This window comes from Candidatus Mycoplasma mahonii (genome assembly GCF_030550815.1).
Lineage (GTDB): Bacteria > Bacillota_I > Bacilli_A > Mycoplasmatales > Metamycoplasmataceae > Mycoplasma_O > Mycoplasma_O mahonii.
In genome coordinates, this window is record NZ_CP114583.1 from 546088 (window position 1) to 560677 (window position 14590).

Genomic DNA, 14590 nt, shown 5'->3' on the forward strand with positions numbered 1-14590 from the left:
ATCTTGTGTGATTAAAGAAAATCAAAACCAATGAAACTTGTGCTTTGTATTTTCTTGTATATAATTAAAATAGCATTCTAGAAGCAACTAACTAGTACACTTAAGTCTGAGAATGACCCAACGTTAAATGCAGAATTATTCGAATTATTTTAAGATAATTAGATTAACATTCTTTTTGTTTTATTTAGGAAGTAAATATAAAAAACGATAGGAAAAAGGCCACAAATTATATTTATGGCATTTACTCTTATTATGTCAATTGTCTTGGTCAGATTGTAATATGTTTTCAAACTGTTTCCATTCCTTTTTTAGTTAAAGCAATAACAACATCAGAATATGCACGTTCTTTTGGTTTATTACTAAATGATTTAATAGTATGTCTCGCTATTACACCAGGGCTTAATGTTGGATACTCAATACCAAGTTCATTAGCGGGAACAGGAATAAATGAATACGTTTGAATTACAGTCTGTCATTCTCTTATATCTTTTGAAGAAACTACATCCACAAATTTAGCTAAGTTAACCTTTAATGTTGAAGCTTTATATACTCTAATAGCTTCAAGAACTTTGGCAACTTCTGATCCACTAGTTGGCGAAGAAGCAAGGGCATTAACTGCACCTATATTTGTTGCATCATCTATCGCATTATTAGCTACTGTTTGAGCACTAGCAATTTCTCCAAATAGTGATGCATCATAAGCATTATCATCTTTTGAAGTTGATGCAGCGGCAATTGCAATAAATTCTTTTGCTGTTGATTTAGCTGATGCTAATAAAGTTGCAGCAGTACGATTAGCATTTGCAATCGCATCATTATACATTGCTAAACCAACATCAGCGGCAGTTTTTAATGATCCTGTTGTTGTTTTACTAAACAAGGCATTGACGTCATCGATAGATGTGGCGCTGTCAATACTACTTAAGCCATCAGTTTTTATTTGCTCATAAGTAGTTTTAGCAGTCAAAGGATCAATGGCATCACCGTCTAAATTAGTTATATCTAAATCATTAAAATAAGTTGTAAACGCATCACTACTTGCAGTTTTAGCGTTTTCTAAAGCAATAGCTATTGTCCCTGTTGAAGTTTCATATGCATTAATAGCTTCAAGAACTCTGGCAACTTCTGATCCACTAGTTGTTGAAGTAGCAAGGGCATTAACCGCATCTATATCTGTTGCAGCATCTATCGCATCATTAGCTGCTGTTTTGGCATTAGCAATTGCTCCAAATAGTGATGCATTATGATTCTCAGCATCTACTGTAGCATAACCATCCACAATAGTGGTAATAAATCCTTTTGCTTTAGTTTTAGCTATTGTCAATAAACTTGCAGTATGATTAGCTTTTGCAATCGCATCATTATACATTGCTAAACCAACATCAGCGGCAGTTTTTAATGATCCTGTTGTTGTTTTACTAAACAAGGCATTGACGTCATCGATAGATGTGGCGCTGTCAATACTACTTAAGCCATCAGTTTTTATTTGCTCATAAGTAGTTTTAGCAGTCAAAGGATCAATGGCATCACCGTCTAAATTAGTTATATCTAAATCATTAAAATAAGTTGTAAACGCATCACTACTTGCAATTTTAGCATTTTCTAAAGCAATAGCTATTGTCCCTGTTGAAGTTTCATATGCATTAATAGCTTCAAGAACTTTGGCAACTTCTGATCCACTAGTTGTTGAAGTAGCAAGGACATTAACTGCAGCTATATCTGTTGCATCATTTATCGCATCATCAGCTGCTGTTTTGGCATTAGCAATTGCTCCAAATAGTGATGCATCATGATTCGCAGGATCCACTGTAGCATAACCATCCACAATAGTGGTAATAAATCCTTTTGCTATTGATTTAGCCTCTGTCAGTAAAGTTGCAGTCTGATTAGCATTTGCAATCGCAGCATTATAAATTATTAAACCATTATCAGCGGCAGTTTTTAATGATCCTATATTTGTTGTTCCATTAAACAAGTTATTGACATCCTCAATAGATAAGGCTCTGTTGATACTACTTAAGCCACTAGTTTTTATTGTTCTCATAAGTAGTTTTGCACCCAAAGGTTCAATGGCATCATCGTCTAAAATAGTTATATCTAAATCATCAAAATAAGTTGTAAACGCATCACTACTTGCAATTTTAGCATTTTCTAAAGCAATAGCTATTGTCCCTGTTGAAGCTTCATATGCATTAATAGCTTCAAGAACTTTGGCAACTTCTGATCCACTAGTTGTTGAAGTAGCAAGGACATTAACTGCAGCTATATTTGTTGCATCATTTATCGCATCATCAGCTGCTGTTTTGGCATTAGCAATTGCTCCAAATAGTGATGCATCATGATTCGCAGGATCCACTGTAGCATAACCATCCACAATGGTGGTAATAAATCCTTTTGCTATTGATTTAGCCTCTGTCAGTAAAGTTGCAGTCTGATTAGCATTTGCAATCGCAACATTATAAATTTCTAAACCAGTATCAGCATTAGTTTTTAATGATCCTGTATTTGTTGTTCCATCAAACAAGTTATTGACCTCCTCAATAGATAAGACGCTATTAATACTACTTAAGCCATCAGTTTTTATGTTCTCATAAGCAGCTTTAGCAGTCAAAGGTTCAATGGCATCATCGTCTAAAATAGTTGTAGCTAAAGTATCAAAATAAGTTATAAACGCTTCACTACTTGCAGTTCTAGCTGCTGTCAGTAAAGATGCATCATGATCAATATTAGCTTTTGCAATCGCAGCATTATAAGTTTCTAAACCAACATCAGCGGCAGTTTTTAATGATCCTGTATTTGTTGTACTAAACAAGGCATTGACGTCATCAATAGATAAGGCATTGTCAATACTACTTAAGCCATCAGTTTTTATGTTCTCATAAGTATTTTTAGCAGCAAAAGGAATAGCATTACCGGCTAAAATAGTTATAGATAAATCATCAAAATAAGTTGTAAATGCCTCCCTACTTGCAGTTTTAGCTGTTATCAGTAATTCTGTTGCTGTATTTTCCGCTGGTGTAGGACTTAAAGGAATATGTGTTGTTGGTGGTAAGGTTAAATCACTTGCTCCATTAGTTAAAACTGCAGTAATGGCAATCGTTCTATCACTAGCATCATAAGTATAAGTAAATGCACCATCAGCGGCACTACCTAATGTAATCCCATATTTGCTTTGGGCATTATTGTCAAAAGCTCCATTGTCCTCAGCATCAGCACTTTTAGCAGTAGCTCCATTTGAACTTAGACTATTAACTCTTAATTGTTCAGCATTAAGGTATCCTTGATCAATAGCTTTTTTAGCAACAGTTTCTTGAGCGGTGTTAGCAAGAGCAATCGCCTTATTATAAATTACTAATCCTGCATCGGCAACATCTTTTAATGATCCTGCGCTTCCTGCTGCATTAAATAAGGAATTCATCTCATCGATGTTTAAAGAAGCATTGATGCTATGTACACCATCAGTTTTTATTTGGTCATAGACAGCTTTATCATTAGCTGCTGTAACACCCTCATTGAAAGTAGTTACTGGTAGTGAGTCAAAATAACTTTCAAAAGCCGTAACTCTAGATGATTTGTCTTCTAGAGTTAACTTATTTGGGTTAGTAATTCTATCTATCATCCTAGCAGTTGGTTGTTCCATCACAATTGTATTAAGCTCTTTATTTTTAGTAATTGCAGCTTTAATAACTGCTTCACTTTCTTTGGACCCTGATTTTAATAATTTAAGTAAAGTTACTTCACCTGTTGTTTTAACAACATTAAAAATAGCTTTAATAATGGTGTTAGGATTGGCTTGAATTGCTGCTGCACTTTGCACAATAAAACTTGCATGAGTTGAAACCGTTGCTCTTGGTAATACTCCAGTAGCTGTCAATACTAAATTATCCCCATCATCATTCATATCAGTCACATTGATATTAGTAAGTCCTAATTTTAAATCTTGAAAGGTTTCTTTGAAAGTATAATATTCTCTTGACTCTATAATTTTAGCATCGACTAATCTCTTTCCTGGTGTGATGTAAATACTGTCACCATTATTTATCATTAATAATGGAACTGCTATAGTGGTTGTTACTATTGCTCCAATTCCACCGCAAACCGCTATTTTAATTCTCTTGGACATTATTCTCCTTATGTATATTAAAATAATTATAAGGTCATATATATATATATATATATATTAAAAAATAACATATCATAATTTTAACAAAAAAATTATTAGACTTGCAAATCATTATGAGAGCACCTCAAATAAATGGTTTATTTATAAAATTACCAAAGAATTAAATATCAGAGTAAAACGAATTCAATTATGTTTAAAAAATGCTTGTTATTTCAAATGACAAATCTATTGCAAACAATATCCTTGAAAGTCTAAAACAAAAAGAAAATATGATGTGCCCACATGGAAAAAATATATAGTGAAGAATAAGCGCAAGCGCAAGAATATTAATAGGTGTGCTGAAAAGTATAAAAAGTTAAGTAAATTTATTAGGCAAACATATGATACCCGTTAGTGTTTGAGTTAGTAGGCAATAAAACTCTTAAAGATGCATCAAGAGATCTATGGCAGGCTACATTTATAAGTATTTAGAAACTTTCCTTGATGGTTAAGTTAACAAGTCAACAGTTTATTGATTAATAAAATGCAGGATAAAGGGCTATCCACAAAATTATTTGTGAGGTTATATGGCAAAAAGGATCCATAAAAACAATGCATAGTATCATTAGAATGGTATGGCCAAAAGGTTGATCTATGGATAAATGAACTCAAAAAACTGCTAAACAAATGGAAGAATTTTTCAATAACTATTATCGATCAAAATATTTAAAAATTAAATAATCGTAAAGTTAATGGATTCAAGACATCATAATCTTGTGTGATTGAAGAAAATCAAAACCAATGAAACTTGTGCTTCGTATTTTCTTGTATATAATTAAAATAGCATTCTAGAAGCAACTAACTAGTACACTTAAGTCTGAGAATGAGCTTATATATAACATAAACCAATCATAACGCTAATATGTTTTTCGTTTATCTCATGAATCATAAGCAAACACGCTATTTATCATAAAACTGTTGTGGATAACATAAATATTTATGCAAATATTATGTTTTACATCCTGATCTATAAGAAATTATAAAAGTTATTATAAGATAAGTTTATAGAACCTGTTTTAATTGAATTATTTTAAATAATTTGAGACATAATCAATAAATTAAAATAAATAAAATGGCAATACCAACAATTGATAAAATTGTACATGTAATACTGATGGATAATGAAAAATTATATGAAAATCAATTGTCAAATTTTAAAAATGGGTAAATAACTATATGATCTGTTGTAAAAATATAAAACATTAAATTAAAGATAAAATATAGAACTGGGAAAAGAAATATTCATACATATTTATACTTAACTGTTTCTTCATCCTTATCGCTGAAGGCTCATCATGCTGTTACAATTAAGGCAACAAGGTGTTGGTTGACTGAATCAAAATCAAAGTAAGCACTTTGTCCTCATGGCAATAATGGTGCTAGCGATGTCCAAAACACTAATGATGTAATGATCATGTAGGTTAAAATCATTAATCTAACCCGCGATTTTATTTTGAATCTAAAAACTCATGATAGTAATATTCCAGTAGTGGCGATAATATTTGAAAGTACCGTAAAGTAGGCAAAGGCACTTCATTTGCCCAAATAATTGCTAATAGAAATAGTTTTATAGAAGACTGCCTGAGTAGGAGTGTAATATAGCTCAACTTTTGGTCAATGGGTGATGGGTCTAATTAGGTCCATAATTAAAAGTGTAGCAAAAACAATTGCAATGGTCGTTTTTAAGATGTTTAGTGTCTTTTTCATTAATCCTCTTTTTATTAATTATAAATGGTTAATAAGAATTCCTCTTCATTTTAAATAATAGTTGTAATATCTATAAATAAAAGATGATCCTTAACAAAGTTTAAAAAGCAATATTTTTAACAAGTAATAACAAGGCTATTATTTCATTATTATTATTATCCGTGAACAAGCAATAGATAAAAATGAATTAAGTCATTTGTGTCCATTCTGCAAAGTTATTTTGTTGCATGATAAATATATTTGTACTTACTCAACTAACAGGTTATAGCATTCCTAAATTTATAAAATAAAGATAATTCAAACATGGCTTTATTGTTCATTCATGACTAGCAGTGCACCTGGAATACCGTACAATATTGCATAATTCTATTGGCATATTTTAACATCTGAAGTGAACAAACATATTCCGCTTCTATGACCTAAGCTATTCTACTAATTTGGATATTATTGAGTTTAATAATTTTTTAAACCATTTTTGTTTAAATGTTTACATTCTTTTTCTTTAAATAGCGATTGATTTTAAATTTCATCTCTTTAATTAAAGATTCATCATCGATTTTATATATTAGTTGTAATTGTTCAAGCATAATAATCACATCAGCCATTTCGGAAATAATATCTTTGATGTTATCTTTGCCACGATTAATATTTTTTAACAACGCTTGAATCAACTCAGCTAATTCTTCAATGGTTTGTAAAACTTGAGAGCGGTCATCAGATACTAATAGAATCTTCTGAATTTTATCTTTAAAGATATTGTTATATTTCATAGAAATATTATAAAGAAAAAATGTTATGTTTTTAATAAGGTTATACACCAAAAGAGGATTAATGAAATAAGACAAAAGTAATACAAAATATCTTGATATTTTGGTAAATTTATCAATGCTATAATGTCCTAATAAATTTGGATTTAAAACATATATATTTGCACATTCTCACTCCTCTTGCTCATATATGAGCATGTTATGTCAATGTTAGAATGACTCATTGAAAGGGAAGTATCATAGACATTATTTTTACAAAACAATACTTTTTATATCCACCCTAAACATACAAGAAGCAATATTTTCGTGTTACTTAATCTTCCTTAATGTTAATTTTTATATTGATAGGTTGTATATAGAGTAAAGAAGCAGAATTTGGATTGTCTTTATGAAGATCTATTTAAGAATGACTTTGAAATTTGCTTGATCCAAGGCTCCAATAACAGGAATGTACTCTTATTTTCTTGGTTCAAATACTTGTAGTAAGTTATCATCTATTCATATATTATATAAAAAACTCCCAAAGAAGTAATATTAATTACACTAATTCTAGAACAGCCATTTTAGTGTTATCGCCTCTACGAGCTGGCGCTTTAATAATTCTAGTATAACCGCCATTTCTATCTTTATATTTAGGACCCAATGTTTCGAATAGGTATTTTCCAGCCGGAATTCCTTCTTTTGTTTCCACTTTTCTTAAAATAGATTCAGCTTTTCTTCTAGAGGCTAATGTATTTTTTTTAGCTTTTGTAATTAATTTATCAACATGCTTACTTATTTCTTTTGCTCTTGTTTCGGTGGTAGTAATCTTACCATGAATAATTACATCGGTCACAAGTGTTCTTTTAACACCTTTTCTTCATGTTGCATTTCTTTTAAATAGTTGTGTTGGATTAGCCATTATTCGCTATCCTTTAATAATATATCAATTTCTGCTAACTTAGCAATAATCTCATCAACGGATTTTGCGCCTAAGTTTTTAATTTCTTGAATTTCTCTCTTAGTAAGTTTAGCTAAATCTTCAACAGTTTCTAGTTCAGCTCTTTTTAAACAGTTATATGATCTAACTGATAAATCAAGAGCAGTAATAGACATTGGCCGTTTATCATCTTTAACACCACCAGAAATAAACTCTTCAAATATTTCTTCTTTGTCAAGGTTAGCTACATCAGCAACAATGCCAAGATGAGTGGATAAAATTTGAGCTCCTTGAGCAATCGCATCTTTAGCATCAACTGATCCATCAGTTTTAATATTAATGGTTAATTTTTCCTCAATAATGGCCGATGAAGAATTAAGTTCAACGGATTCATATGAAACTTTATCAACTGGAGAAAAATCCGAATCAATAGCAATTAATGATCCCAAAGTAATTGATGATTCAATTTTATTGACATATTTTTTAATTAGTTCTTTATTTTCTTCATAAGTTCTAAAGCCTCTTCCAACAGTTAAGAATAATTCCAATTCTAAACCTGCTACTTCCGTTGCTGTTCCAACATAGTGATCTGGATCAACTAGTTCAACACCAGCTGGCATTGTCATATTTTTAGCAGTAACTTCACCTTTTGGAGATTTAAGAGATACTTTAATAACTTCATCATCTTGAAAAATTTCTCTGTCATAAACAAATTTTAGTGTTTTGATATTTAATATCAAGGCCACAACATCTTCAGTTACTCTAGCTAATGTTTGAAATTCATGATCAGCACCCTTGATTTTCACTGCAAATGGTGCAACACCAGAAATAGATGATAAAACAACTCTTCTTAATGCATTACCAAGTGTATTACCAAATCCTCTTTCAAGTGGTTTAAGAACAAATGATGATTCGAATTCACTTATTTTCTTAGTTTCAATTTCGTTATATTTTAATTTGTTAAATTTTTGCATTATTCCTACTTCCTTTTCTCAAGTCTTCTTAGGACTTTCACTGGTGGTCTTGTTCCGTTATGTGGAATAGGTGTTACTTCCTTAACTTCTGTAATTTTAATCCCGGAAACTTCAATTTGTTTTCTAGCAGCATCTTTACCAGGTCCCATGCCTTTAAGCTCCACCTTTACTTCCTTCATGCCATGAGCAATAGCAGCTTCAGAAGCTGCTCCGGCTGCAAGTCCAGCTGCATAAGGAGTTGATTTTTTTGAACCTTTATATCCAATGGCTCCTGCAGATGATCAAGCAATTGCGTCACCTTTTTGGTCTGAAAATGTCACAATCGTGTTGTTGTGTGTAGAGTGAATATGGGCAATCCCAATAGCTATATTTTTCTTTTTAATTTTTTTAGCTGTTTTTGATCTAGGTTTTGCCATTATGATTCCTTCTTCCCGGCAACTGTTTTTCTAGGACCTTTTCTGGTTCTAGCATTCTTTTGAGTCACTTGACCACGAACAGGTAAACCCCTTTTGTGTCTTGTGCCTCTATAAGAATTAATTTCCATTAAACGTTTGATGTTTAAGGCAACTTCTCTACGTAAGTCCCCTTCGGTAATTAAATCTGCTGCTGCAGTTCTAATTGAAGATAATTGTTCTTCAGTTAGATCTTTTGTTCTAATACTTTCATCTACTTCAGCTTTTGTTAGAAGTTGTGATGATAATGTTCTACCAATACCATGTATATAAGTAAGCGAAATCACGATTCTCTTGTTGTTTGGAATTTCAACATTTAAAATTCTAGCCATGATTAACCTTGCCTTTGCTTGTGCTTAGGATTTTTACAAATCACTCTCACACAATTACGTCTATTGATAATTTGACAGTTTTTGCAAATTGTCTTTACTGATGCTCTTACTTTCATAGTATTTATTATCCTTTCGAGGAATTAATTAAGATGAATATGATAAAGTTCACACTGATTTTAATTACTCTCTTTATAATGCAACTTTAAATTGCTTTTTTATTTTAACATAAAAACCAAAAAATAAGTGGCTTATTAGTTTACTTCAACAATTAAGTAACCGCTATTTTAGAACATGAAATATTTTCATAAAATTTAATTGTTTCATGACATATATAAGTAAAAAGAAAAAGCTTTGAAGATCAGAATGAGTCCAAATAATAAAAAATATCCAATTACTAATAATTAAATCAATATAATACTATTCTTTAAAATATTAATAAACTTTATAATTAGCATATTACGTCATTAAGAACCACCTTTGGAATATATGGTTTTAATTAAATGTATTAAGTATTATTAACAAATGAATCTTAAAATACATAAAGCATATATTAAAATTAGATATAATAGTTTTATGAAAACAAAATACAAAAATCTTAATGTCATTGGTTCTGATGAAACTGGTGTAGGAGATTATTTATCTCCGCTTGTGACATGTGCAGTATTTGTTCCATTTAAAAACGTCACTAAATTAGAGGCCATGGGTGTAACTGATTCTAAAAAAATAAGTGACAAGAAGATTAAGGAACTAGCTATTAAAATTAAACCATTTGTTAAATATCGCGTTAAACATTTGACTCAAATCGGTTATAACAAACTCAACACTTCTTTTAATGCAAATGAATTAAAAATGTTCTTACATATGGGTGCAATTAATAGCCTGGAAGAAGCAATCACGGATGTTGACTTAATCATCATTGATCAATTTGCTAATAATAGATCAACCCAAAAGTACTATCAAAGATTAGGTACATCATCTTTTAACTTAAAACCTTTCAAAGCAAAATTAGTGCTTGTCGAAAAAGGTGAAATGGAACATGTTGCCGTGGCCGCTGGTTCCATTTTAGCAAGAGAATTTTTGCTTGGCTTAATGGATCAACAAAACAAAAAATGAAAAACTATTTTTCCATTAGGAACAAATAAGATTGTTGAATCATTTGCAAGAGACTTCGTAAAAAATAATGGGGAAAAATCTTTAAGTGAAGTAGCTAAAATATCCTTTAAAACAACACTGAAAGTTTTGGGTGAAACAAATGATTAATATTGTTTTATATCAGCCAGAGATTCCACCAAACACTGGAAATATTATTAGGACATGCTTTGCAACAAGTACTAAATTGCATATCATTAAACCAACTTCTTTTGAGATTCACCCCAAATGACTAAAACGTCCAGCAGCCGGAAAACATTTAACAGATATTGAGCATGAAATCCATGCATCGTTTGCAGATTACCAAAAAAAATACGGTGATAAAAATACTTATTATATAACTAGATATGGAGCCCAATATCATTCCACTCCTGATTTTGCCAAGATAAAAGAAGATATTTTCTTGATGTATGGCAGAGAATCTACTGGTCTGCCATTTCATTTACTAAATATGCATTTAAATAAATGCCTTCGTGTTCCTATGGTAGCAGAATCTAGATCTTTAAACTTAGCAAATACAGTTATGATGACAGTCTATGAAGTTTTAAGACAAAAAAATTATGTTGGATTATCACAATTTGAGATTCTTAAGGGAAAAGATTGAATACAAAAAAATAAGAACTAATCTTTGAATATTCATTCCAAAATAATAGTTTGAATAATGTGTTGAACAATTAATTAAATTGCTTGTTTGTGTTAATTAAGTTAATATCAATTTTTGACTTAGGATATTTTTTATGCTCCTTGTTTAGTAAATATTGATTGAGATATGAAAGCCCAAAAATTCATACTAAAGATAAGTAAAACGGAATGGCATTCGTTCTAATTTTCTCTCAATCTCACCCGAAGAATGTCTCAATAGAAACGACATAGAATATTTGGTATCCTAAAAAAATGATTCCAAAAGCAATGCCAATACTTGCACTTGTTTTTCAAACTCATCCCTTCATTTTATTATGAACTGTTTCGTTTCTTCTTTTTCAATAGAAAACTAATATAAATATATATGTAATAAATGAATACAATGGAGTCGAATTAGACCAGCTAGCCATAAAACTATAACCTGTATCATTTATTGTTATCACTGATGAAACTATACCGATGAATGAAAATGCTGCAACTCAAAATAAAAACAATAATGACGATGCTTTTTTCTCATTGTTATTATTTTTTTTCATCAATCATCTTGAACCAATCATACTATTAACTCTTATTGTTTGTTCAAACACTACTGATGATGCATAAACATAACCATTTAGTCCACCATATACCGAAATAACAATAGTTGTTAGAACAATTGCCTTAATTGGCTTCATAGCTCCTGCTGGGAGTACATCCTCTAGCACTTCAGTAACAGAACCAGCGCCATGAACAATTTGAGCAATCGTCACAAGTATATACACAACTACAACGATCGAAATACCAACCATTGTAACTTTAGGAGCCTTTTTCTCTTCGCCTTCCATGTGTTCTGTAATTTGACCAATATTTAAAAATGCATCAAATGCAAATAAGATAGCAGGAATAGCTAAAATCATGCCACTAAAATTAAATGCATTTTGGCTATTAAATAAGTTGTTACCAACAATTGTGGTTACATCAACATTATTATGAGTAGTCGCCATGGCTATACCTACTATAATTATTAAAATAAGTGGTGTAAATTTAATGACTGTTGTTATAGCTTGTGTGGGTCCTGTTAGAATCGGTGCAAAATATTGCAATGATTTTATAATTATAACAACAACCAAAGAGACACATACATGAGTAATAACTGGTACATTATTTGCATCAAAAGTACCGGTGAGACTAAAGAGCTTAACTCCATAATAGGAAAAAACGTATCCAACAATCATTGTGTTAAACATGAACATAAATGTCGGAAACGAAAACTTAGTAATTATATTAAAATGTTTTGATGTGTATTTATGACTCCAGTTTAAAAATCCCGATAATTTAGAATTCTTAGTCCTATTTATCTCGGAAAAAGAATATGCAATTGACACCGTCATAATTGATGCAATTATTCAAGAAAGCAATATACCGATTGAGGAAAAATCATTAAATTTAAATACATCAGTATTTTTAAAGAATATTCCGGATCCAACTATTGTACCAATGAGCATCACAACCGCTGTAAAGAAACCCATCTTTTTTGCTGTTTTTATTTTCAATTTTTCCTTTCATAATATTATATAAATAAAAAAAATAAACAAAAGCATTATACTGTCTTTGTGATGCTAACTAACATCCAACGTTTATTGATTAATAACATCATCATGCAATTTACTTGAATTTTAGATTTGATAAAACTTATATTTCTATTTATAAATATGCTATTGAATCTTATTAAAAATTTATCATTTTCAAACCAAAATAGTTTCTCATTAATCCTTAACTTGCTACCTTTTTTATAAACTCATCCACCGAAAAAGCTTTCTGCTTATTTGAACCATATGCTCTAATGTTAATTGTGTTATTTTTAACTTCTTCATCACCAATTACAATTTGCCATTTTGTTTTTGATGTTTGAGCCTCTCTAATTTTTTTACTAACCCTTTCATTTCTATCATCCATGTGCACTCTAATGCCTTCATCAACTAATTTCTTATATATATTATCTGCATATTCCTGATGCAATTCATGAGACACAGGAATGATAGTGGCTTGTCTAGGAGCTAATCAAAATGGTAAATCACCTTTTGTTTGTTCCAAAAGAATTGCAATGAATCTTTCATATGTACCAATTAATCCTCTATGTATAAGTACTGGAGTAACTTTATTTTCATCTTTATCTATATAAGATATATCAAAACGTTTTGGTAATAAAAAATCCAGTTGTAATGTTGAAAGAGTTATCTCATGGCCTAAAGCTGATTTAACTTGGATATCAATTTTAGGACCATAGAAAGCAGCTTCTCCAATTTTTTCAATATAAACAATCTTAAGTTCTTTTAAAACATTAACTAAATCTGATTCAGCTTTGTTTCACATATCATCATCATCCAAATATTTTTCTTTATCTTCAGGATCCCTTAAAGAAAGTGATATATAGTCGACTTCGATATTAAATTTATCTAATGCTTCCATAATCAACTTGTATGAATTTTTAAATTCATCAATAATTTGATCTGTCCTAGCAAAAACATGACCTTCTGTTAGGACCATTGATCTAACTCTTTCTAGCCCTGTTAGAGCGCCTGATTTTTCATAACGATATAATTGAGCTTGCTCAGACATTCTGATGGGCAAATCTCGATATGATCTTCTTTTGGAACCATAGATTAAAACATGATGAGGACAAGTCATTGGTCGCATAACTAATTCTTCATTTTCCAATTCAATAACGGGAAACATATCATCTTGATAGTGTGCTCAATGGCCTGATATTTCATAGAGTTTTTTAGATCCAAAAGCCGGTGTTGATACTTCTCTAAAACCATAGCTACCCTCAAGTTTCCTGATATATGATTGGATATTATTTTTAATAATCATTCCATCTTCTAGCCAAATGGGAAAGCCTTGACCAGCAAGATGATTGAAGGTAAAGATATTCATTTCCTTACCAATCTTACGATGGTCACGTTCTTTTCTTTCTTGTAATATTTGTAGGTAAGCCCTTAATTCTTCCTTTGTTTCTCATGCTGTTCCATAAATTCTAGTCAGTTGTGCATTCTTTGAATCACCTTTTCAATATGCACCAGCTAAATTAAGTAATTTAAAGTGTTTAATTTGACTAACTGATGCCACATGACCACCTTTACAGACATCAGTAAAAATACTTTGCCCATTTGAGGGATTATTTAAAGCATAGTAAGTCACTGGGATATTTTTTTCTCCAAGATCTTTAACTAATTCTTGTTTAAAAGGTTGATCTAAAATATCCATAGAATCAACTTGCTCTATTTTATAACCGCCAGCCACTATTTTTGACATTTGTTTTTCAATTTTTTTAAGGTCTTGGTCGTTAATGGGATTTTTAAATACAAAATCATAATAAAATCCTTCGTCTATTGCAGGGCCAAATCCTACATGTGTTCCTGGATATAACTTCAAAACAGCTGCAGCTAGTAAATGCCCAGCTGAGTGGTTTAGATTTGATTTTACTTTCATATATTGCTCCTTTAA

General features: G+C 30.8%; 12 protein-coding genes. 2 read left to right on the forward strand and 10 right to left on the reverse strand.

All coding sequences use genetic code 4. The annotated features are described in order from the left end of the window. Positions 1–250: 250 nt before the first annotated feature. The 8 genes from O3I44_RS02715 to rpmJ form a co-directional block, all read right to left on the reverse strand. The gene (locus O3I44_RS02715) at positions 251–4123 is read right to left on the reverse strand and encodes a beta strand repeat-containing protein (RefSeq protein WP_303716949.1); all 3873 of its coding nucleotides are present in this window, start codon (positions 4121–4123) and stop codon (positions 251–253) included. Between the two features lie 1041 nt (positions 4124–5164). After that, complete coding sequence (locus O3I44_RS02720) at positions 5165–5869, reverse strand: hypothetical protein (RefSeq protein WP_303716951.1); 705 nt, start codon at positions 5867–5869, stop codon at positions 5165–5167. A 479-nt stretch (positions 5870–6348) separates the two neighbouring features. Next, positions 6349–6639: a nucleoside triphosphate pyrophosphohydrolase family protein gene (locus tag O3I44_RS02725; RefSeq protein ID WP_303716953.1), complete on the reverse strand. Its 291-nt coding sequence runs from the start codon at positions 6637–6639 to the stop codon at positions 6349–6351. 535 nt (positions 6640–7174) lie between these two features. Next, the gene (gene rplQ / locus O3I44_RS02730; RefSeq protein WP_303716954.1) at positions 7175–7537 is read right to left on the reverse strand and encodes a 50S ribosomal protein L17; all 363 of its coding nucleotides are present in this window, start codon (positions 7535–7537) and stop codon (positions 7175–7177) included. Further along, positions 7537–8529, reverse strand: a complete 993-nt coding sequence (locus O3I44_RS02735) for a DNA-directed RNA polymerase subunit alpha (RefSeq protein ID WP_303716956.1) — start codon at positions 8527–8529, stop codon at positions 7537–7539. Before O3I44_RS02735 ends, rplQ begins: the two co-directional genes overlap by 1 nt. 5 nt (positions 8530–8534) lie before the next feature. Continuing rightward, positions 8535–8945, reverse strand: a complete 411-nt coding sequence (rpsK, locus tag O3I44_RS02740) for a 30S ribosomal protein S11 (protein WP_303716957.1) — start codon at positions 8943–8945, stop codon at positions 8535–8537. Then, positions 8945–9313 (reverse strand): 30S ribosomal protein S13, encoded by a 369-nt coding sequence (rpsM, locus tag O3I44_RS02745; RefSeq protein ID WP_303716959.1) that lies wholly within the window; start codon positions 9311–9313, stop codon positions 8945–8947. Before rpsM ends, rpsK begins: the two co-directional genes overlap by 1 nt. A gap of 2 nt (positions 9314–9315) precedes the next feature. Continuing rightward, on the reverse strand, positions 9316–9429 hold the full coding sequence (gene rpmJ, locus O3I44_RS02750; RefSeq protein WP_303716961.1) for a 50S ribosomal protein L36: 114 nt from the start codon (positions 9427–9429) through the stop codon (positions 9316–9318). A gap of 457 nt (positions 9430–9886) precedes the next feature. Between rpmJ and O3I44_RS02755 the strand changes: the two genes are divergently transcribed. Together O3I44_RS02755 and O3I44_RS02760 are read left to right on the forward strand one after the other, a co-directional pair. Continuing rightward, positions 9887–10573 (forward strand): ribonuclease HIII, encoded by a 687-nt coding sequence (locus O3I44_RS02755; protein ID WP_303716963.1) that lies wholly within the window; start codon positions 9887–9889, stop codon positions 10571–10573. After that, positions 10566–11087, forward strand: a complete 522-nt coding sequence (locus tag O3I44_RS02760; protein WP_303716964.1) for a tRNA (cytidine(34)-2'-O)-methyltransferase — start codon at positions 10566–10568, stop codon at positions 11085–11087. The genes O3I44_RS02755 and O3I44_RS02760 overlap by 8 nt, the downstream gene beginning before the upstream one ends. Before the next feature lie 49 nt (positions 11088–11136). Here the strand turns inward: O3I44_RS02760 and O3I44_RS02765 are convergent, their stop codons facing one another. Continuing rightward, a complete protein-coding gene (locus O3I44_RS02765; RefSeq protein ID WP_303716966.1) occupies positions 11137–12636 on the reverse strand; it encodes an APC family permease in 1500 nt (499 codons plus the stop codon). Positions 12637–12856: 220 nt separating this feature from the next. After that, positions 12857–14575, reverse strand: coding sequence for a threonine--tRNA ligase (gene thrS, locus O3I44_RS02770; protein WP_303716968.1), 1719 nt, complete (start codon positions 14573–14575; stop codon positions 12857–12859). Between the last annotated feature and the right edge of the window lie 15 nt (positions 14576–14590).